Here is a 19324-nt window from a genome sequence, read left to right on the forward strand (position 1 = left end):
CGTGTTGGATTGGCGCCGTGCTCCGGCGCATGAAGCGCCGGAGTGTGCCGCAGCGAGACCGTCCGAGGGCTCTTGATTCGAGATGGCCGCCGTCTCGAATCGAGAGTTCGGCGGAAGGCCGGCGCGCTCAGTGGATGGTGGGCGGGCCGAGATCCTCTTCGGGATCGACGTAGGTGGTGATGGTCGGCGCACCGCCTGCATCCGCGCCGCGCGCATCCGCCCGGCGCTGCAGCGCCTCGATGCCGGCCATCATGGCCGCGCCGTAGGTCGGCATCGGCCCCGCGGCCGCATCGATGGGCTTGCAGTCGGCGCCGTCCTGCTTCTGCAGCACCCAGTAGAAGTGGCCGGCGATGGGTTCGTCGACCACCAGTGCAATCGATTCGCTGTCCATGATGTTCCCTTTCGACAGGTCGCGAAAAGGGTTGTAAGCCTCCGGCGCCAGAGGGGGTATCAACGAAATCACGCTGCGGCCCACGCACTTGCAACAGCCGCGGCTTGCGTGAAAAACGCAACGCATGGCGACTGCGCGCGGGCGGCTTTTACGCTTTCTTTACGGCCCCGCACGGAGTCTGTTCCCCCTTTTTACGCGTGCCTGCCGAGACTGCATGCCATGTCTTGTACGCAGGAGTGAATCGAATGGACATCGTGTGGTTGGCCTCGCTGGCGGCCTTGTGGATCGCCATGGTGGCGATGGTGGCCGGCCTGATCAGGCTCGAAACGCCACGGAGGGCGCGGCCGTGATCAGCCTTGAAATCCTCTACGGATTCGGCGGCCTCGTCGCCGTGATCCTGTTCGCGTATCTCGTGTTCGCACTCATCTGTGCGGAGGAGTTCTGAAATGAATGCCTCCGCATGGGCCCTGCTGGGTCTCTATCTCGTGGTGTTGGGCCTGCTTGCCTGGCCGCTCGGGCGCTACCTCGCCGCGATGTGCGAAGGGCGGCTGCCGCGCTGGACGCAGGCGGCCGAAGCGCCGCTCTACAAGCTGGCGGGGACGTCGCCCGATCGACCGATGCACTGGCGCAGCTACGCGATCGCGCTGCTCGCCTTCAACACGCTCGGCGCGCTGGCGGTCTACGCACTGCAGCGGCTGCAGGCTTGGCTGCCGCTCAATCCGGCGGCCATGGCGGCGGTGTCGCCGGATTCGGCCTTCAACACCGCGGTGAGCTTCGTGTCGAACACCAACTGGCAGGGCTACGCCGGCGAATCGACGATGAGCTATCTCACGCAGATGCTCGGGCTCGCGGTGCAGAACTTCTTCTCCGCGGCCACCGGCATCGCGGTCGCGTTCGCACTGGCGCGCGGCTTTGCGGCACGCAGCACCGACGGCAAGGGCTTCGTCGGCAACTTCTGGGTCGACATCACGCGCATCACGGTGTGGCTGCTGGTGCCGGTCTCCTTCGTGCTCGCGATCTTCTTTGTCGGCCAGGGCGTGATCCAGAACTTCGATGCCTACAAGACGGTGACCACCGTCGAGGCCACCGCTTATCAGAACCCGAAGCTCGACGCTGCCGGCCAGCCGGTCAAGGATGCGGCGGGCAATCCGGTGACGGAAGACGCGACCACCACGACGCAGACGCTCGCGATGGGGCCCGTGGCTTCGCAGGAGGCCATCAAGATGCTCGGCACCAACGGCGGCGGCTTCTTCAACGCCAATTCGGCGCACCCCTACGAGAACCCGACCGCGCTTGCCAACTTCGTGCAGATGCTGGCGATCTTCCTGATCCCGGCCGCGCTGTGCTTCACGTTCGGCCGCGTTGTCGGCGACCTGCGCCAGGGCTGGGCGGTGCTGGCGGCGATGACGGTGATCTTCGTCGCCGCGGTCGTCGTGGTGATTCCGGCGGAACAGGCCGGCAACCCGCTGCTGGGTGCGCTCGGCGCGGACCAGGCCGCAAGCGCGTTGCAGTCGGGCGGCAACATGGAAGGCAAGGAGGTGCGCTTCGGCATCGCGGCGTCGGGCCTCTTCGCCGCGGTCACCACCGCGGCCTCCTGCGGCGCGGTGAACGCGATGCACGATTCGTTCACGCCGCTCGGCGGCATGGTGCCGATGGTGTTGATGCAACTCGGCGAAGTCGTCTTCGGCGGCGTCGGCACCGGCCTCTACAGCATGCTCATCTTCGCGATCCTCGCGGTGTTCATCGCGGGGCTGATGATCGGCCGGACGCCGGAGTACCTCGGCAAGAAGATCGAAGTCCACGAGATGAAGCTGACCTCGATCGCGATCCTCGTCACGCCGATCCTCGTGCTGGCCGGCACGGCCATTGCGGTGATCGCGGATGCGGGCAAGGCGGGCATTGCCAATCCGGGTGCGCATGGCTTCTCCGAGATCCTCTATGCGCTTACCTCGGCCGGCAACAACAACGGCAGCGCCTTCGCCGGCCTGTCGGCCAACACGCCCTTCTACAACGGGCTGCTCGCGGTGGCGATGTGGTTTGGCCGCTTCGGCGTGATCGTGCCGGTGCTCGCGATCGCGGGCGCGCTGGCCGCCAAGAAGCGCATCCCCGTCACCGCGGGGACCATGCCCACGCACGGGCCGCTGTTCGTGGCGCTGCTGATCGGCACGGTGCTGCTGGTGGGGCTCCTCAACTACGTCCCCGCGCTCGCGTTGGGCCCCGTCGTCGAGCACCTGATGCTCTGGATGTGATCAACGACATGAAAACGCAGACCTCCCTTTCCCTGTTCGACGCCGCGCTGGTGAAGCCGGCGCTCTGGGCCGCTGTCACCAAGCTGAGCCCGCGCGTGCAGTGGCGCAATCCGGTGATGTTCATCGTCTACATCGGCAGCATCGTCACGACCGTGCTCTGGGTGCACTCGCTGAGCTACCCCGGTGAAACGGGCATGCCGCCGGCCTTCGTGCTCGCGGTGTCGATCTGGTTGTGGTTCACGGTGCTCTTCGCCAATTTCGCGGAGGCCTTGGCCGAAGGCCGCAGCAAGGCGCAGGCCGCTTCGCTGCGCGGGCTGCGCAAGGACACCTGGGCCAAGAAGCTGGCCGACCCCCGGCACGGCGGCAAGTGGCTGCCGGTGAAGTCGACCGACCTGCGTCGCGGCGACGTGGTGCTGGTCGAGACGCACGACGTGATTCCGCTCGACGGCGAAGTGATCGAAGGCGTGGCCTCGGTCGACGAAAGTGCGATCACCGGCGAATCCGCGCCGGTGGTGCGCGAATCGGGCGGCGACTTCTCCGCGGTCACCGGCGGCACGCGCGTGCTGTCCGACTGGCTGGTGGTGCGCATCTCGGTGAACCCGGGCGAATCCTTCCTCGACCGCATGATCGGCATGGTCGAGGCCGCCAAGCGCCAGAAGACGCCGAACGAGATCGCGCTCACGATCCTGCTGGTGGCGCTCACGATGGTGTTCCTGGTCGTCACCGCCACGTTGCTGCCCTACTCGGTGTTCAGCGTCGGCGCGGCGGGCACGGGCACGGTGGTGTCGCTCACCGCACTGGTCGCGCTGCTGGTGTGCCTGATCCCGACCACCATCGGCGGACTGCTCTCGGCGGTCGGTGTGGCCGGCATGAGCCGGATGATGCAGGCCAACGTGATCGCCACCTCGGGCCGAGCGGTCGAGGCCGCGGGCGACGTCGATGTGCTGCTGCTCGACAAGACCGGCACCATCACCCACGGCAGCCGGCAGGCCAGCGCCTTCATGCCTGCGCCGGGTGTGTCGCAGGAGCGCCTCGCGCGCGCCGCGCTGCTGGCATCGCTGGCGGACGAAACGCCCGAGGGCCGCAGCATCGTCGAGCTCGCGCGGCGAGGCGGCACCGTCGATGCGCCGGTCGAAGGCGCGCATGTCGTGCCCTTCACTGCGCAGACGCGCATGAGTGGCGTCGATCTCCCGGCGGCCTCGAACAGCCTCGATGTCCATCCGATCGTGCTGCGCAAGGGCGCGGTGGATGCGGTGCGCCGCCACGTCGAAGCGCTTGGCGGCGCAATGCCGGCCGCGCTCGCGAATGCGGCCGACGCGGTCGCGCGCCGCGGCAGCACGCCGCTCGCGGTGGCCGAAGGCGAGCGCGTGCTCGGTGTGGTCGAGCTCAAGGACATCGTGAAGACCGGCATCCGCGACCGCTTCGCCGAACTGCGCCGCATGGGCATCAAGACGGTGATGATCACCGGCGACAACAAGCTCACCGCCGCCGCGATCGCGGCCGAGGCCGGCGTGGACGACTTCCTGGCCGAGGCCACGCCCGAGGACAAGCTCGCGCTGATCCGCCGCTACCAGGCCGATGGCCGTCTCGTCGCGATGACCGGCGACGGCACCAACGACGCGCCCGCACTCGCGCAGGCCGATGTGGCCGTCGCGATGGGCAGCGGCACGCAGGCCGCGAAGGAGGCGGGCAACATGGTCGACCTTGATTCGAATCCGACCAAGCTGCTCGAAGTGGTGGAGACCGGCAAGGCGCTCTTGATGACGCGCGGCTCGCTCACCACCTTTTCGATCGCCAATGACGTCGCGAAGTACTTCGCGATCATCCCGGCGATCTTCATCTCGACCTATCCTCAACTGGGCGCGCTCAACGTGATGCGGCTGGCAAGCCCTTCGTCGGCGATCCTGTCGGCGGTGATCTTCAATGCGGTGGTGATCGTGTTCCTGATCCCGCTTGCGCTCAAGGGCGTGCGCTACCGGCCGGTGGGCGCGGCCTCGCTCCTGCGCCGCAACCTCGCGATCTACGGCCTGGGCGGCCTGATCGTTCCCTTCATCGGCATCAAGCTCATCGACTGGCTATTGGTGGCCATCGGTCTGGTCTGAGGACATCGACATGAAAGACACCCTTCGTCCCGCCATCGTGCTCTTCGTGCTGCTCAGCGCGATCACGGGCATCGTCTATCCCTTTGCCGTGACCGGCGTCGCGCGCACCGCGTTTCCCGATCAGGCGGCCGGTAGCCTCGTCATCCGCGACGGCAAGCCGGTCGGCTCGACACTCATCGGCCAGAACTTCGTCGACCCGAAGCACTTCTGGGGCCGTCCTTCCGCCACAGCGCCCATGCCCTACAACGGCGGGGCGTCGGGTGGCGCCAACCAGGGGCCGCTCAACCCGGCGCTCGCGGACGCCGTCAAGGCGCGCATCGAGGCACTGCGGGCGGCCGATCCGGGCAATACCGTGCCGGTGCCCATCGATCTGGTCACCGCGTCGGCGAGCGGCCTCGATCCGGACATCAGTCCGGCCGCCGCGCGCTATCAGGCGCCCCGCATCGCACGCGCCCGCAATCTGCCGGTGGAGCAGGTGCTGGCGATGATCGATGCGCGCACCGAGCGGCCGCTGTTCGGCCTGTTCGGCGATCCGCGCGTGAACGTGCTTGCGCTCAATCTCGCGCTCGATGCCCAACCGGCTCCCTGATCCAATGGGGTAACCTGCGTCGCCCGATCCGATGAACGACGACGCCCGTCCCGACCCCGACGTCCTGCTCGCGCAATGGCGCGCGGATGAGGCGCGGGCGCGGCGGGGTCGGCTGCGCATCTACTTCGGCGCCAGTGCGGGTGTCGGCAAGACATGGGCGATGCTGAGCGCGGCGCAACGCGAGCGTGCGGCCGGCCGCGACGTGCTGGTCGGCGTCGTGGAAACCCATGGCCGCAGCGAGACGGCGGCCCTGCTCTCGGGGCTCGACGTGCTGCCGCTGCGCAGCGTGAGCCATCGAGGCCGCTCGCTCGCCGAGTTCGACCTCGACGCCGCGCTCGCGCGCAAGCCCGCGGTGCTGCTGGTCGACGAACTCGCGCACACCAACGCGCCCGGTTCGCGCCACGCCAAGCGCTGGCAGGACGTGGAGGAACTGCTTGCCGCGGGCATCGACGTGTGGTCGGCGCTCAACGTCCAGCATCTCGAGAGCCTCAACGGCACGGTCGGGGCGATCACCGGCGTGCGCGTGCACGAGACGGTGCCCGACTCGGTGCTCGACGAGGCGGACGAGGTGGTGCTGGTCGACGTCACGCCCGACGAACTGACCGCGCGGCTCGCTGCCGGCAAGGTCTATGTGCCGCACCAGGCCGAGCGCGCGGCCCAGAACTTCTTCCGCAAGGGCAACCTGATCGCATTGCGCGAGATCGCGCTGCGCCGCACCGCCGAGCATGTGGAAGACGACGTGCGCAACTGGCGCGTCGAGCAGTCCGGCCCGCTCGGCGATGCGGGCCCGCCAGCCTGGAACACGTCCGGCGCGATCCTGGCTTGCGTCGGCCCGGACGAAGGCGCGGCGCAGACGGTGCGGACCGCAGCGAGGCTGGCCGGCCAGCTCAACGTGCGCTGGCATGCGGCGTATGTCGAAACGCCGCGCCTGCAGCGACTCGACGCGGCGCGGCGCGACCGCATCCTCGCGGTGCTCAAGCTCGCGGAAGGTCTCGGCGCGGAGACCGCGGTGCTGACCGGCGAGGACATCGCCGCCGCGCTCGCCGCGCAGGCGCAGCGGCTCAACTGCGCGACGCTCGTCGTCGGCCGCGCGACCTCCGCGCCCGGCTGGGTGCGCTGGTGGCCGGCGACCCCGCTCGCGCGCCGGCTCGCACGCGACGCACCGGGCCTCGACATCGTCGAAGTCGCGCGGGCCGAGAGTTCGCGCCGGCTGTCGAGCGGGCCGGTGGCCGCGCGGCGCGCCGGGTCGGCAATGGAGGATCGCCCCCGCGCACGCTGGCCCGCCTATGCCTGGGCGGCCGCCATCAGCGTCGCGGTCACGTCGCTGGTGGCGCCGCTCGTGGGCGTGCTGGAGCTTGCGAACATCGTGATGCTTTTCCTGCTCGGCGTGGTTGGGGTCGCAATGCGCTTCGGCCGCGGTCCGGCGGCGCTCTCGGCGCTGCTCAACGTCGCGGCTTTCGATTTCTTCTTCGTCCCGCCGCGCCTGTCGTTCGCAGTGGGTGACATTCAGTACGTGCTGACCTTCGCGGTGATGCTCGCGGTCGGCCTGCTGGTGGGGCAGCTCACCGCGGGGCTGCGTTTTGCCGCGAGTGTTTCGGCGAGCCGCGAGCGGCGCGCGCAATCGCTCTTCGAGCTCACGCGCGAGCTGTCGGCGGCGCTCGAGAGCACGCAGGTCGCGCAGCTCGGCGCGGCCGCGGTGCAGGGGCATTTCGGAGGCCGCGCACTGGTTCTGCTGACCGATGCCAACGACCGCCTCGTGATCCCGCAGGATGCCGCGCCAGGCTTCGACGCCAGCGTGGCCGACTGGGCCTTCCGCCATGGGCAACCGGCCGGCCTCGCCACCACGACATTGGCCGCTCAGCCGTGGCACTACGTGCCGCTGAAGGCGCCGATGCGCGTGCGCGGCGTGCTCGCGCTCGAACCGGCGCAACCGCGCTGGCTGCTGATTCCCGAACAGGCGCAGCAGCTCGACACGCTCGCGCGGCAGATCGCGATCGCGCTGGAGCGGGTGCACTACGTCGAAGTGGCGCAGCAGGCGGTGGTCGAGATCGAGTCGGAGCGGCTGCGCAATGCACTGCTCGGCGCGATCTCGCACGACGTGCGCACGCCGCTCACGGCATTGATCGCACTCGCGGAATCGCTTCAGACACTGCCCGAAGGCGGTGAGCAGCGCGAGGCTGCGCGCGCGATCGTTTCGCAGGCGCATCAGTTGCATGCGCTGGTCAGCAACTTGCTGGACATGGCGCGTCTGGAAAGCGGCATCGCCGGCGGCGCGGTCAGCTTGCGCCGGGAGTGGCAGTCGGTCGAAGAGGTGGTCGGATCCGCCATCCGCGCCGCGCGACCGGCGCTCGGCGACATGACGGTGCAGACCGATCTGCCGCCGGACCTGCCCCTCGTCGAATTCGATGCGGTGCTGATCGAGCGCGTGCTGGTCAATCTGCTGGAGAACGCGGCCAAGTACGGTGCGCCGCCTGTGGTCGTCAGCGCGCGCGCGCCCGAAGGCTCCCTGGTGCTCGGCGTGCGCGATCACGGGCCGGGCCTGCCTGCTTCGCTGAAGGGCCGCGAGCAGACGCTGTTCGACAAGTTCACGCGCGGCCAGGCCGAGTCTGCGACGCCGGGTGTCGGGCTCGGGCTCGCGATCTGCAAGGCGGTGGTGAGCGCGCACGGCGGCCAGATCGCGGCGGCGAATGCGGAAGGCGGCGGGGCAGAATTCACGGTCACGCTGCCGCGCCGCACACCGCCTGAACCTGTCGAAATCCCGCTCTGAAGCCATGCCCAGCCCCACCGCCATCGTGATCGAGGACGAGCCGCAAATCCGCCGTTTCGTTCGCGGTGCGCTGGAGGCCGAAGGCTGGCAGGTGCACGAGGCGGGCACCTTGCGCGACGGGCTGGCCGCGGCCGGCACGCGCCAGCCCGACCTGCTGGTGCTCGATCTCGGATTGCCCGATGGCGATGGCGTGAACCTGATCCGCGATGTGCGCGGCTGGTCGGGCGTGCCGATCATCGTGCTCTCGGCCCGCAGCGACGAGGCGGACAAGATCGCCGCGCTCGATGCCGGCGCCGACGACTACCTGACCAAGCCTTTCGGTACGGGCGAGCTGCTCGCACGCGTGCGCGCCAACCTGCGCAGGCCGCGTGCCGCAGCGGGCGGCGAAGAGCCCGAGCCGGTGTTCCGCTTCGGCGAGGTCGAGGTCGATCGCGCCGCGCGGCTCGTGCGGCGCGCGGGTGCCGAGGTGCATCTCACGCCGACCGAATACCGGCTGCTGTCGGTGCTGGTCGCCAATGCAGGGCGCGTGCTCACGCAGCGGCAGCTTTTGCGCGAGGTGTGGGGGCCGTCGCATGGCGAGCAGAGCCACTACCTGCGCATCTACATGGGCCACCTGCGGCAGAAGCTCGAAGCCGATCCGGCGCAGCCGCGCCATCTGCTGACCGAGACGGCGGTGGGCTACCGGCTGGTGGCCTGACGGCTGCGCATCAGCAGCACGATCGCCACGCCGCCGAGCACCAGCACCGACGCGACCAGCAATCGCAGGCTGGCGGATTCGCCGAGGAACGCCACGCCGCCGAAGGCCGCGATCACCGGCACGCTGAGCTGCACCGTCGCGGCGCTGGTCACCCGAAGCTCGCGCAGCGCCGCGTACCAGATCACGTAGCCGAGCCCCGAGGTGAGCGCGCCCGACGCGACCGCGTAGGCGATGCCGGCGGGGCTCCAGCGCATCGACGAGAGCATCGCGGCGCTGACGATCAATGCGATTGGTGCGGATCGCGCGAAGTTGCCCGCGGTCACCTGCGTCGGATCACCCGCGCCCCTGGCGCGCAGCGAATAGACGGCCCACGCGACGCCCGCCACGATCATCAGCAGCGCGCCGTGCAGCGGCGGCGCGGCGATCCCCGGCAGGAGCAGGAAGACCAGCCCGCCCACCGCCAGCATGAAGCCGATCGCCTGCCAGCGCGAGAACTTCTCGCCCTTCGAGAGGCCCCAGCCGAGCATGCTGATCTGCACCGCCGCGAACAGCAGCAACGCGCCGGTGCCGGCCGGCAGGCTGATGTACGCGAAGGAGAACGCCTCGGCATAGGCGAACAGGGCCAGCGCCGAAAGCCATCCGCCCGCGAGCCGCCGGGGCTGCGCGCCGGAGCGGCGCGATGCGATCAGCCAGAGCACCAGCGCGCCGGAGACCAGCCGCACCGACGTGAAGGTGGCGGCGTCGATACCGGTGTGCTGCAGCGCGAGCCGGCACAGCAGCGAGTTGCCGGCAAAGGCCAGCATGGCGACCGAAGTGAGGACGACGATGTTCATCGAGGCGGCGCTGCAGCAAGGAGTCGGCGAGGAAGCAGCGATTGGAACATCGGCGCATGGATATCGGAAAATCGCTGCAATCCGAGCCCGCCGATCCCCATGTCCGACACCACCGCACCTTCCCGCCTCAACAAACGCATGGCCGAACTGGGCCTGTGCTCGCGCCGCGAGGCAGACGACTGGATCGCCAATGGCTGGGTCAAGGTCAACGGGCAGGTGGCGGAAATGGGCGTCAAGGTCACCCCCGCCGACCGCATCGAGGTCGACCGCAAGGCGCAGAGCCAGCAGCAACAGCAGGTGACGATCCTGCTGAACAAACCCGTCGGCTATGTCAGCGGGCAGGCCGAGGATGGGCACGATCCTGCCGTGGTGTTGATCAACTCACGCACGCACTGGCGCGAAGACCAGAGCCGGCACCGCTTCTCTCCGCAGCAGCTCAGGGGGCTCGCCCCGGCCGGCCGGCTCGACATCGACTCCGTGGGGCTGCTGGTGTTGACCCAGGATGGCCGCGTGGCGCGGCAGCTCATCGGCGAGGACTCGTCGATGGAAAAGGAATACCTCGTCCGCGTCTCCTACGGGCCTGTGGCGCAGAACTCGCAGGCCGCCTTCCCGCGCGAACAACTCGCGAAGCTGCGCCACGGCCTGAGCCTCGATGGTCAGCCGCTGAAGCCGGCAAAGGTCGACTGGCAGAACCCGGAGCAGTTGCGTTTCGTGCTGACCGAAGGAAAGAAGCGACAGATTCGCCGCATGTGCGAGCTGGTGGGCCTCAAGGTCGTCGGCCTGAAGCGCATCCGCATCGGCAACGTGGTCCTCGGCAACCTCCCCGTCGGGCAATGGCGCTACCTAGGCGCCGGCGAGCGCTTCTAGCCAAGGCCAGGAACCCCGCGGAACCGGCTTTGCCGGGCCGCCGGGGTTGCCCCCGGAGGGGGTGTCAGAGCCACACGCAGTGGGCGAGGCTGGGGGTGAACTCACCCACATGCCTTGTTGTGCGAGGCGTGCATGCCCTTGGCCTTGGCGTCGGCTTCGGTCATGTATTCGCCCTTCTTGGTCTTGCCGTAGTAGCGGTCGCCCATGCAGTGGTAGACCTTGGTCTCGTCGTTGGCCCAGACCTTGCCCACGCCGCCGCCGGGTGCTGCGGCCATCTTCGACGGGTCGGACGCCGCAGGCGCCTTGGCGGCAGGTGCCGCCGCCGGGGCGGCCGGAGCGGCTGCTGCCGGTGCTGCCGGTGCTGCCGGTGCTGCAGCCGGCGCCGCCGCAGCCGTGCCGGTCTTGGCATCGGCCTTGCCGTACCAGGTCTTGATGCCCTTGTGGCCGCGGCATGCGCCCGACTTGGTGTCGGGCGAGGCGTAGCTTCCATCCTTGCACTGCACCGTGGTGCCGGCCGGCGCGTCGGCGGGGAGTTGTTGTGCCTGGGCGGCGAGCGCGGCCAGCAGGCCGGCGCCGAACAGTACAGCCTTGAGTTGGAACTTCATCCCGGTTTGCTCCTGAAGCCATGTGTGGACAGACACCGCCATGTTCTGGACCCAATCCCAGCAGAAGCTGACCAAATGCCCCGATCCGCTCGCCGGCGCACTCATGCAAGGCTAAGAAAACGGGCGTAGCCTCGTGGAGGCTGTGTTCCAGTCACAAGGAGACCCCGTGCGCGCATTGCTGGTGGAAGACGACGAAATGATCGGCCGCAGCCTCGTGCATGCCCTGGACAACGCCGGTTGGTCGGTCGATTGGGTGCGCGACGGCGCATTGGCGCACAGCGCACTGGCCGATGGCGGCTACACCTGCGTGCTGCTCGACATGGGCCTGCCCAAGATCGACGGCACCGAGGTGCTGCGCCGCGCCCGCAAGCGCGGCGACGCGACGCCGGTGCTGGTGCTCACCGCGCGCGACGGGCTCGACGACCGGATCGAGACGCTCGACCTCGGCGCGGACGACTACCTGCTCAAGCCCTTCGAGTTGCGCGAGCTTCTTGCGCGCATGCGCGCCGTGGTGCGGCGGCGCGACGGCGCGGCGCATTCGGTGATCGGCACCGCCACGCTGCAGCTCGACCTGACCACGCGCGACGTGGTCGTCAACGGGGTGCGTGAGGTGCTGACCGCGCGCGAGTTCGCACTGCTGCACGCGCTGCTGGAGCGCCCCGGCGCGATCCTGTCGCGCGAGCAACTGGAGGACCGCATCTATGGCTGGGGCGAGGAAGTCACGAGCAACGCGATCGACGTGCTGATCCACGGCATGCGGCGCAAGCTCGGCGCGGAAACGATCCGCAACGTGCGTGGCCTGGGCTGGCGCGTTGCGCCGGCATGAGATCCACGCGTGTTGCCGAGCTTCAGGCTCCGTTCGCTGCGCAGCCGCCTGCTGCTGTGGCTGGTGGCGCTGTATCTGGTGGCGATTGCAGCGACCGTATGGTTTTCCTACGGCGCCTACGGGCGGCTGGTCAACAACTTCATGGACGACCAGATGCGCCTAGTGGCCGAGTCGCGTGCGACCCATCATCGTGCGCCGCCACTGCAGCCGGTGACGAGCGACGAAGTCATCCGGCGCGGCGCCTTCGTCGTCCAGGTCTGGAGCAGCGACGGGCGCACGCTGCTGGGCACGTCCTGGCCCGATCTCGCGATTCCGCTGCAGTCCGACGCCGGGTTCAGCGACCTGCGCACCGGGCCGCGAAACGAAGATGCCTGGCGTGTCTTCACCGCCGAGCCCGGGGCGCTCGCGGAAATGCCCCGCGTGCAGGTGGTGCAGAACGACGGCTTCCGGCGCAACCGCATCGTGCGCCGCGCCTTGCTGGAAAGCCTGCCCATCTTCCTGATGCTGCCGATCACGCTGCTGCTGCTGCTGTTCATCGTCTCGGTGGCTTCGCGCTCGCTGCGAGCGGTCGCGCGCGATGTGGCGGCACAGCAGGTCGGCGACACGGCCGAAGTGGCGACCGCGCGCGTGCCGGAGGAGATCGCGCCGCTGGTCGGTGCCTTCAACAGCGTGCTCGGGCGTTTGCGCAGCGCCTTGTCGACGCAGCGCCGCTTCATGCAGGACGCCGCGCATGAGCTGCGCACGCCCATGGCCGCAATCCGCCTTCAGATCGAGAACCTGCGCGGCCACGTCCCGGCCGGCGATGCGGCCGAGCGCTTCGCGCAGCTCGAAGGCGGGGTCGAGCGGGCGCAGCATCTCATCGAGCAGTTGCTGAGGCTGTCCCGGCAGGAAGGCCCGCCACCCGCGGCCCGCGGCCCCGTCGATGTCGCAGCGCTGCTGCGCGACAGCGTGGGGCAACTCATGGTGCTGGCGGACCAGCGAAACATCGACGTGGGCTTCGAAGGCCGGGTTGCGCCGCTGGTGTCGGCGCCGCCGTCGGAGCTGCGCAGCGTGTTCGACAACCTCATCGACAACGCGGTGCGCTACGCGCCCGAAGGTGGCGTCGTGGACGTGCGGCTGCACATGATCGACGGACATCCGGTGGTCGATGTGCTCGACGATGGACCCGGCATCCCGCCGGAGCAGCTCGACCGTGTGTTCGACCGCTTCTTCCGCGTCACCGGCGCGCCTGCCGGGGGCAGCGGGCTGGGGCTGGCCATCGCGCGCACCGCGGCCTTGCGCAACGGGCTGCGCATCGTGCTGGAAAACCGCGCCGATGGCCCGGGGCTGCTGGCGCGCGTGTACCTGCCGGCCTCATCCTGAGCTCATTCTTCGCTCACGCCGGCCTCAGAGTGCCTGCCTAGAGTGGCAAGGGCAACTTCAGGAGACCCACATGCATGCTTCCCTCAGGGTTCTGGCACTCGGAACCTTCGCGACTCTGGCGGCTTTCGCCTCGTTCGGTGCACGCGCCCAATCCGACGGCTCCGACTACCGCCCGATGCAGACCAGCAACACCGCCTCGATGCCCGAAGTGGACGCGGGCGCCATGGCAGCGGCGCGTCCGACCGGCACGGAGTCGGTCGGCCAGTCGACCAGCGCGCCGCTGCCCGGACAGCTCTCGCGCGCCGAGGTGTACAAAGGCGCGGTCGAGGCGTCGCATCCGATGCAGACGGAGGCGATCGGCCAGTCCACCGGCATGGCCGGCATCACCGGCGGCGCACCGCACTGACCCTGATTCCGCGCGCGGCGCGTGACGCTATCCTGCGGTTTCCTCGTGAAACCCGGGATGGCCCATGCACTTTCTCGCTTCCAGAAGAACCATTGCCGCAGCCGGCGCATTGCTCGGCCTGATGGCGGCAACAGGCGCCGGTGCGCAGGGCACGGTCAATGCGCTGTGCAGCACCGACGCAAGCTGGTGCGAAGCGGCGGCGGCCGAGTTCACACGCGCCACCGGCATCCGCGTGCTGCAGGCCCACAAGGGCACGGGCGAGATCGGTGCCCAGCTGCGCGCCGAAGCGGCCAACCCCAAGACCGACATCTGGTGGGGCGGCACCGGCGACCCGTTCCTGCAGGCGGCCGAACAGGGGCTGCTCGATCCGTACCGGCCGGCCTACATCAATGACCTCTACGACTGGTCGGTGCGTCAGTACGCGATGTCGCAGAACATGGTCGGCGGCTTCTACACGAGCGCGATGGGCTTCGGCTTCAACACCGACGTGCTCAAGAAAAAGAAGCTGCCCGAGCCTCGCTGCTGGGCCGACCTGATCAAGCCCGAATACAAGAGCGAGGTGGAGATGTCGCACCCCGCGACCAGCGGCACCGGCTACACCATCGTCGCTGGCCTCGTGCAACTCATGGGCGAGGAGCAGGCCTTCGACTACCTGAAGAAGCTGCACCGCAACACCACCGCCTACACCCGCAGCGGGCAGGCGCAGGCGCCGAACGTGGCCAAGGGCGAGGTCGCCATCGGCATCAGCTTCATCTTCGGCTTCGACAAGTGGCGCTACGACAAGTACCCGGTCAAGGCGGTGGCGCCCTGCGAAGGCACGGGCTACGAGATCGGCGGCATCGCGCTGGTGAAGGGCGCGCGCAACAAGGCCAACGCGATCCGCTACTACGACTGGCTGATGAGCCCGGCCGGGCAGTCGATCGGCGCCAGGGCGGGCAGCCTGCAATCGCCGGCCAACAAGACCTTCAAGCCGGATCCGCGCATTCCGTCGATGAGCGAGGTGCGGCTCATCAAGTACGACTTCGAGAAATACGGCAGCGCGGCCGAGCGCAAGCGGCTGATCGACCGCTGGACGCGCGAAGTCGAATCGCAGCCGAGGTAGCGGCCTCGCGCCTCAGAGGCCGTGCACGATGAAGATGCCGGCCGGGGGCGCGGGAATGGTCAGCGTGGTCTCGCCGACGCGGTTGAACCGGTATTCGATGCCGTTGAGCAGGATGGACGGCATGTTGGTCCAGACAAGGTACTGGTAGCCCTCCTTGACCGGCGTGATCTGCAGCACCCGGAACACCGGCGGGATCACGATCCTGAACGAGAGATGGGCGGACGCGCTGTTCGCGCCCGGTGCGGCGATGGCGGTTTCGGCCGCGCAGCTCAAGGGTGCGAGCATCAGCGCGAGCAGGATGCCCCTGGCTTCGCGTCTGCCGACGCGGCAATTCGCACCGATCTCTTTCCCGGACATTGAGCACCGCCTCGCTGACATGGCGCGGCGCCCCAGCGACGCCGACCTCGGGATATCGGCAGTCTGATCCAAAAGTGAAGGATGCAACACCCTCCATTTGGTGGAGGTCAGCGGTCGCGCTGGATCGCGAAGTCGGCGGTGGTGGTGTCGCGCACGAACACGTCGACGCGTCGCGTCGCGGGGCCGGGGTTGCTCCACGGCAGCGGCAGGTTGTCGGGGATGAGTTCGATCTCGTGGTTGCCCGGCGCCACCGCCGGGAAGCTGTAGAGACCCTGCGCGTCCGTGCGCGTCACGAAGCGGCCGTTGAGCACCACCGTGACGCCCGGGACGCCGCCCTCGTTGGCCTCGCGCACGCCGTTGCCGTTCTGGTCGAAGAACACATGGCCTTCGAGCCGGCCCGAGCCGCCGGCGGCGCTGCCGCCGATCGGCACGCTCGTCGTGCCCGCGCGTGCCTCGTAGCGGATCGCCAGCAGCAGCGTGCGGCTCGACGGCAGCACCACCACGGGCGGCAGGGTGGCCGCGGTCAGCGCCGACACCACCGCCGGATTGAGTGCCTCCTGCCCGTTCGCCGCGGTGTATTGCACATAGAACGACCAGCCGGCGCCCAGCGCCCAGCTCACGCGCGCATTCGCATTCAGGAAGCGCGCGTCGTAGCTGCCGAGGCCGTTGCTGCCGCGCACGCTCAGGTCGAGCCGGCCGCTCGCGAGAAAGGGCAGGCTGCCGAGCGCGCCCCAGATCACCGAACGCGCGGTGACGCCGAGCTGCTCGGCCTGCTCGACCGCCAGCGTGGTCGACAGCGATGTGTTTTCCGCCACCGGCCACGCCTGGTCGAGGCCGAAACGCACCACTTGCGAACCGCGGCCGTTCGCGACGTCCGTGCGCCACTGGCTCTGGCCCCAGGTGGGCGAGATGTGTTCCCAGGTGACCTCGATCGATTGCGCGGCCTGGCTGCCGGTGCGTGCGGCAAGCGTGGAGGAGATCGCGTCGCGCGAATCGAAGCGGTAGCGTCCGAAGACGTTGCCGAAGAGCGACCGGCCGGTGAGCCCGCTCACGCTTTCGCTCAATTCCAGGTTGGTGCCGAGCTGCCATTGGCGGGTCGAGACGTCGCCGCGCCAGCTCACGCCCTGCAGGTCGCCCGCGATCGGCGTGCTGCCCCAGCGAAGCGCCGGATCGAAATAGAAGGCGCTCGCGCTCTGCCGCGCCCAGTCGCCGCGCCAGTCCGCGTCGACCCAGAAGCCGTTGGCCGAATCGCGCGGCGCGAGCGAGCCGACGGTCGACGGCTGGCCTTCGCTGTGCGCGTAGTTCGCCTGCACGCGCATCCCGCCCGGGCGCTCGGTCAGCGGGCCGATGCCGGCGCCGACCGAATCGGCCCAGGGCGACACGCCCTGCCACGACATGGCGCCCCAGTACGAGCGGGTGTTCTGCGCATAGCCGGTCACGCCGTTGAGGTTGACGTCGCGCGCGTCCACCATCTGGAAGGCGGCGTCGGTGCGATTGACGCCGAGCGGGTTGTCATCGCCGGTGAGCTGCTGCTGCGCGCCGAAGGTAGTCGCGGTGCCGCGACCGACGGTGAAGCCCTGCGAATTGATCCCGTCGAAGAAACCCAGTCGGCCGCTGGAGGCATTGATGCTCGTGCGCCCCGGCTTGTCGAAGCTGGTGGAGAAGCCTTCGATCGGCAGCGAGGGAAGGAAGACGCGCCCGGAACCGCGCGACATCGGCGTGGCGGCGGTGTTGATGTCGCCGATGCTGTTGTTGGCGTACCACCCGCTGTTGAGCGGCATCGCGCGCTGGTCGATGCGGCCGGTGTTGCCGCTCAGGTAGGAGAGGTTGTAGAGCGTGCCGTTGAGTCCGGTCTGGTCGAACACCGTCACGGGGCTGCGGTAGCGGTTCAGGCTCACGTCGGCGGAAAAGGCGCCGTAGTTCGGCGTGTCGAGAAAGCCGGAGAACTGCAGCGTCTGGTTGCGCGTCTCGCTGACCACGCGCTGGCGCTGCGATTGCAGCTCGACGCTGCCGCCGCGCGGCCAGCCGGTGGAGGGCGCTTCGGCCGCGGACTCGTCGACCTCGGCCTGCGGCCCGCTGTCGAGCAGGCGATCTTCATAGGCAGGCGCCGCCGGCGCTTCGGCCCGGCTGTCCAGCGCAGAGCCCGCGCCGAGCATGCCGAGCGCGAGGCAGGCGATCCGGCGCCTCATGGAGCGAAGCGCTGATCGATCTCGGTCGACCCCGATTCACCCCATTCGAGCTTGCCGCGCACCGTCACCGGAAAGCTGACCTGCACCGCGGCATCCGCGTTGCCGGGCCGTGCCGCGCTCAACGCAATGTCGCGCGTTTCCCCCGGAAGGATGGGAAGCGTCGCGGCGGTGAATTCGAGCGCGGTGCCGCTGGCATCCGTGCCCTTGAGGAAACCGGCGAGCCGGCCGTGCGCGGTGCCGTCATTGCGCACCTTGAGCACCGGCATCTTCACGCCGTTGACCGTCTGCACCGTGGCGCCGACCACGCTGAGCGATGGCTTCACGTCGCCGACCGCGACGTAGACGACGACGCCGACGCGCGCCGACAGGCCGATCGGCATGTTGGGGCTCGCGGCCTGTTCCTTGCCTTCGACGAGGATCGCGAAGCGGCATTCCGTCGGCGGCGTGTCCGGCGGCGGCGTGACCTCGAAGCGGAAGCGATACGGCCGGCCGGGCGTGACGGTGAGTTCCTTGCGCTCGATGGCGACCCACGGGCGGCAACTGTCAGGCGCCAGCGCGTCGATGAAATCCACTGTTGCGTCGGGCTTGAAGGTCCAGTCGGCGGTGCGCACGGTATAGGCGCCCGGGCGCGCGTCGATCTGCGACAGCTCGATCACGTCGCGGACCGGTGTGCCGGGCTTCCCCTTCAACTCGAAGCGCGGCGGCGACACCGCGAGCGCGAACTGCGAGAAGGCGGCCGGGCACAGCGCACCGAAGCCCAGCGCAAGCAGCGTCAGCGATCGAAGACGTCCGGGGTGCAGGAGCGAGCGAAGAGCGGTCGGTCGGTTCAAGGCGATACCTCGATCTCGAAATAGAACTGGAGCTGCTGCGTGCGTGTCAGCAGCCGGCCATCGGCCAGCAGGTTGAGCTGGATGGTCTCGTTCAGGAAGGGGCCCTGCACCACGCCGTCGAAGACCAGCGCTCGGCCCCCGCCTCGGACCGAGCCGGGCAGCAGGCGGCCTTGCGTGCGCCAGGTGGCGATGAGCTGCTCGCCTTCCGTGGGTGCGAGCACCATGTAGATGCGCGCCGGGCGATTGACCCAGTTGGTCAGATTGAGGCGCAGTGACACGCTGAGCTGGCCTTCGACCGCGTTGTCGCCGGTCCGCGATGGCACGACCTGGCGCCATTTCATCGGTGTGACCGGCTGGCTCACCAGCGTGCCGGTGTCGTCGACGCGAAACGTTGCGGCCGAAGCCGGCGAGGGCATGACCAGTATCGCGAAGAGGATGGCGCACAGCGCGAGGAGGGCGCCTTTGACGATCTGGCGCAGGCTGATCTTCATGGGGCCACCAGCTCGTAGACGGCGCGGCCGGTGAAAGTGCCGGCGGGCGCGAGTTGCGCGTTGGAATAGCTGAAGGTCAGGCAGCTTTCGAACCAGTTGTTGACCGCGACAGAGAGCAGAAGCTGCCGGGAGCCGTTGAATGTGCCGCTCGGGATCGTTGCCGTCGAATCGCCGGCACCGCTGGATACCCATGAGATCGTGCTGATCGGGATGGTGTCGCTGGTCGCGTTGACGAGGTAGGCCGGCGCAGTGACCGTCAGCGTCGCATTCTGGCTGGATCCGTTCGACCGGTAGAAGCCGCCGACGTAGACCTGCCCGCTTCCAGGCGTGCAGAACGCATAGTTGTCGTAGGGGCTGTTGGCCGTGGTGCTGTTGGTCGCCATCGTCTGCGGACCCGTGCCGATGGCGCTGGCCGGCACCGTGGCGGTGACGGTATTGACGGTGGTGTTGTTGCCCGGCGTGCCGCCGCCGGTGTAGGTGCCGCTGAACGTGCCGGTGCCCACTTGCAGGTAGATCGCCCGTGCGGCGGGCGTGATGCTGACCAGATAGGCCTGCGCACCGCCCGCGGCGAAAAGGCCCGCGACGGCAAGCCCGGCGACCGCGAAGGCTCTGGCGCCGGAGGTGCGGAACGGTGAAAGACGCATCACGTTGGGCATTTTTG

At 69.0% G+C, this 19324-nt stretch carries 19 protein-coding genes; 11 read left to right on the forward strand and 8 right to left on the reverse strand.

What is annotated here, in order from left to right; genetic code table 11:
* Positions 1–127: 127 nt before the first annotated feature.
* Complete coding sequence (locus BLW05_RS10860; RefSeq protein ID WP_093162474.1) at positions 128–391, reverse strand: hypothetical protein; 264 nt, start codon at positions 389–391, stop codon at positions 128–130.
* Between the two features lie 346 nt (positions 392–737).
* On the opposite strand from BLW05_RS10860, the gene kdpF reads away from it, so the two are divergent.
* The 6 genes from kdpF to kdpE are packed head-to-tail and all read left to right on the forward strand — an operon-like array spanning position 738 to position 8795.
* Positions 738–836 (forward strand): K(+)-transporting ATPase subunit F, encoded by a 99-nt coding sequence (kdpF, locus tag BLW05_RS10865; protein ID WP_093162476.1) that lies wholly within the window; start codon positions 738–740, stop codon positions 834–836.
* Position 837: 1 nt separating this feature from the next.
* Entirely contained in the window at positions 838–2640 is a 1803-nt protein-coding gene (gene kdpA, locus BLW05_RS10870) for a potassium-transporting ATPase subunit KdpA (RefSeq protein ID WP_093162477.1), read from the forward strand.
* Positions 2641–2648: 8 nt separating this feature from the next.
* Complete coding sequence (kdpB, locus tag BLW05_RS10875) at positions 2649–4742, forward strand: potassium-transporting ATPase subunit KdpB (RefSeq protein WP_093163130.1); 2094 nt, start codon at positions 2649–2651, stop codon at positions 4740–4742.
* Between the two features lie 10 nt (positions 4743–4752).
* Positions 4753–5331: a potassium-transporting ATPase subunit KdpC gene (gene kdpC / locus BLW05_RS10880; RefSeq protein WP_093162479.1), complete on the forward strand. Its 579-nt coding sequence runs from the start codon at positions 4753–4755 to the stop codon at positions 5329–5331.
* 31 nt (positions 5332–5362) lie between these two features.
* Positions 5363–8098, forward strand: coding sequence for a DUF4118 domain-containing protein (locus BLW05_RS10885; protein ID WP_093162480.1), 2736 nt, complete (start codon positions 5363–5365; stop codon positions 8096–8098).
* A gap of 4 nt (positions 8099–8102) precedes the next feature.
* Entirely contained in the window at positions 8103–8795 is a 693-nt protein-coding gene (gene kdpE / locus BLW05_RS10890) for a two-component system response regulator KdpE (RefSeq protein ID WP_093162482.1), read from the forward strand.
* Here the strand turns inward: kdpE and BLW05_RS10895 are convergent.
* Positions 8777–9628, reverse strand: a complete 852-nt coding sequence (locus BLW05_RS10895) for a DMT family transporter (protein ID WP_093162483.1) — start codon at positions 9626–9628, stop codon at positions 8777–8779. The two genes, kdpE and BLW05_RS10895, sit on opposite strands and share 19 nt — an antisense overlap.
* 99 nt (positions 9629–9727) lie before the next feature.
* Here BLW05_RS10895 and BLW05_RS10900 point away from each other — a divergent pair, with 99 nt between their 5' ends.
* Complete coding sequence (locus tag BLW05_RS10900) at positions 9728–10495, forward strand: pseudouridine synthase (protein WP_093162485.1); 768 nt, start codon at positions 9728–9730, stop codon at positions 10493–10495.
* Between the two features lie 101 nt (positions 10496–10596).
* Here the strand turns inward: BLW05_RS10900 and BLW05_RS10905 are convergent, their stop codons facing one another.
* Positions 10597–11100 carry a DUF3761 domain-containing protein gene (locus tag BLW05_RS10905; protein WP_093162486.1) on the reverse strand — a complete coding sequence of 168 codons (504 nt, stop codon included), beginning with the start codon at positions 11098–11100 and terminating at the stop codon, positions 10597–10599.
* A gap of 166 nt (positions 11101–11266) precedes the next feature.
* On the opposite strand from BLW05_RS10905, the gene BLW05_RS10910 reads away from it, so the two are divergent.
* From BLW05_RS10910 to BLW05_RS10925, 4 genes are all read left to right on the forward strand, one after another.
* The gene (locus tag BLW05_RS10910) at positions 11267–11926 is read left to right on the forward strand and encodes a response regulator (protein WP_093162488.1); all 660 of its coding nucleotides are present in this window, start codon (positions 11267–11269) and stop codon (positions 11924–11926) included.
* A gap of 9 nt (positions 11927–11935) precedes the next feature.
* Positions 11936–13288: a sensor histidine kinase gene (locus BLW05_RS10915; RefSeq protein WP_093162489.1), complete on the forward strand. Its 1353-nt coding sequence runs from the start codon at positions 11936–11938 to the stop codon at positions 13286–13288.
* 70 nt (positions 13289–13358) lie between these two features.
* A complete protein-coding gene (locus BLW05_RS10920) occupies positions 13359–13694 on the forward strand; it encodes a hypothetical protein (RefSeq protein ID WP_093162491.1) in 336 nt (111 codons plus the stop codon).
* A gap of 64 nt (positions 13695–13758) precedes the next feature.
* Positions 13759–14796: an ABC transporter substrate-binding protein gene (locus BLW05_RS10925; protein ID WP_093162492.1), complete on the forward strand. Its 1038-nt coding sequence runs from the start codon at positions 13759–13761 to the stop codon at positions 14794–14796.
* A 12-nt stretch (positions 14797–14808) separates the two neighbouring features.
* Here BLW05_RS10925 and BLW05_RS10930 read toward each other — a convergent pair whose 3' ends face one another.
* The 5 genes from BLW05_RS10930 to BLW05_RS10950 all read right to left on the reverse strand — a co-directional run bounded on the left by BLW05_RS10930 (position 14809) and on the right by BLW05_RS10950 (position 19319).
* A complete protein-coding gene (locus tag BLW05_RS10930; protein ID WP_093162494.1) occupies positions 14809–15153 on the reverse strand; it encodes a hypothetical protein in 345 nt (114 codons plus the stop codon).
* 107 nt (positions 15154–15260) lie between these two features.
* Entirely contained in the window at positions 15261–17342 is a 2082-nt protein-coding gene (locus BLW05_RS10935; protein ID WP_093162495.1) for an SdrD B-like domain-containing protein, read from the reverse strand.
* Positions 17339–18172, reverse strand: coding sequence for a hypothetical protein (locus tag BLW05_RS10940; RefSeq protein ID WP_093162497.1), 834 nt, complete (start codon positions 18170–18172; stop codon positions 17339–17341). Before BLW05_RS10940 ends, BLW05_RS10935 begins: the two co-directional genes overlap by 4 nt.
* Entirely contained in the window at positions 18169–18663 is a 495-nt protein-coding gene (locus tag BLW05_RS10945) for a hypothetical protein (protein ID WP_093162498.1), read from the reverse strand. The genes BLW05_RS10940 and BLW05_RS10945 overlap by 4 nt, the downstream gene beginning before the upstream one ends.
* Entirely contained in the window at positions 18660–19319 is a 660-nt protein-coding gene (locus BLW05_RS10950) for a hypothetical protein (RefSeq protein ID WP_093162500.1), read from the reverse strand. The genes BLW05_RS10945 and BLW05_RS10950 overlap by 4 nt, the downstream gene beginning before the upstream one ends.
* Positions 19320–19324: the final 5 nt, after the last annotated feature.

Source organism: Variovorax sp. YR216 (assembly GCF_900107745.1).
GTDB lineage: Bacteria > Pseudomonadota > Gammaproteobacteria > Burkholderiales > Burkholderiaceae_C > Variovorax.

What these genes read in the sequence shown, in the direction of transcription:
- BLW05_RS10885 (WP_093162480.1), top strand. Translation starts at nt 5,363, where the DNA reads ATGAACGACGACGCCCGTCCCGACCCCGACGTCCTGCTCGCGCAATGG.
- BLW05_RS10945 (WP_093162498.1), bottom strand. Translation starts at nt 18,663, where the DNA reads ATGAAGATCAGCCTGCGCCAGATCGTCAAAGGCGCCCTCCTCGCGCTG.
- BLW05_RS10900 (WP_093162485.1), top strand. Translation starts at nt 9,728, where the DNA reads ATGTCCGACACCACCGCACCTTCCCGCCTCAACAAACGCATGGCCGAA.
- kdpC (WP_093162479.1), top strand. Translation starts at nt 4,753, where the DNA reads ATGAAAGACACCCTTCGTCCCGCCATCGTGCTCTTCGTGCTGCTCAGC.
- BLW05_RS10950 (WP_093162500.1), bottom strand. Translation starts at nt 19,319, where the DNA reads ATGCCCAACGTGATGCGTCTTTCACCGTTCCGCACCTCCGGCGCCAGA.
- kdpB (WP_093163130.1), top strand. Translation starts at nt 2,649, where the DNA reads ATGAAAACGCAGACCTCCCTTTCCCTGTTCGACGCCGCGCTGGTGAAG.
- kdpA (WP_093162477.1), top strand. Translation starts at nt 838, where the DNA reads ATGAATGCCTCCGCATGGGCCCTGCTGGGTCTCTATCTCGTGGTGTTG.
- BLW05_RS10905 (WP_093162486.1), bottom strand. Translation starts at nt 11,100, where the DNA reads ATGAAGTTCCAACTCAAGGCTGTACTGTTCGGCGCCGGCCTGCTGGCC.
- BLW05_RS10895 (WP_093162483.1), bottom strand. Translation starts at nt 9,628, where the DNA reads ATGAACATCGTCGTCCTCACTTCGGTCGCCATGCTGGCCTTTGCCGGC.
- BLW05_RS10930 (WP_093162494.1), bottom strand. Translation starts at nt 15,153, where the DNA reads ATGTCCGGGAAAGAGATCGGTGCGAATTGCCGCGTCGGCAGACGCGAA.
- BLW05_RS10925 (WP_093162492.1), top strand. Translation starts at nt 13,759, where the DNA reads ATGCACTTTCTCGCTTCCAGAAGAACCATTGCCGCAGCCGGCGCATTG.
- BLW05_RS10860 (WP_093162474.1), bottom strand. Translation starts at nt 391, where the DNA reads ATGGACAGCGAATCGATTGCACTGGTGGTCGACGAACCCATCGCCGGC.
- BLW05_RS10920 (WP_093162491.1), top strand. Translation starts at nt 13,359, where the DNA reads ATGCATGCTTCCCTCAGGGTTCTGGCACTCGGAACCTTCGCGACTCTG.
- kdpE (WP_093162482.1), top strand. Translation starts at nt 8,103, where the DNA reads ATGCCCAGCCCCACCGCCATCGTGATCGAGGACGAGCCGCAAATCCGC.
- BLW05_RS10935 (WP_093162495.1), bottom strand. Translation starts at nt 17,342, where the DNA reads ATGAGGCGCCGGATCGCCTGCCTCGCGCTCGGCATGCTCGGCGCGGGC.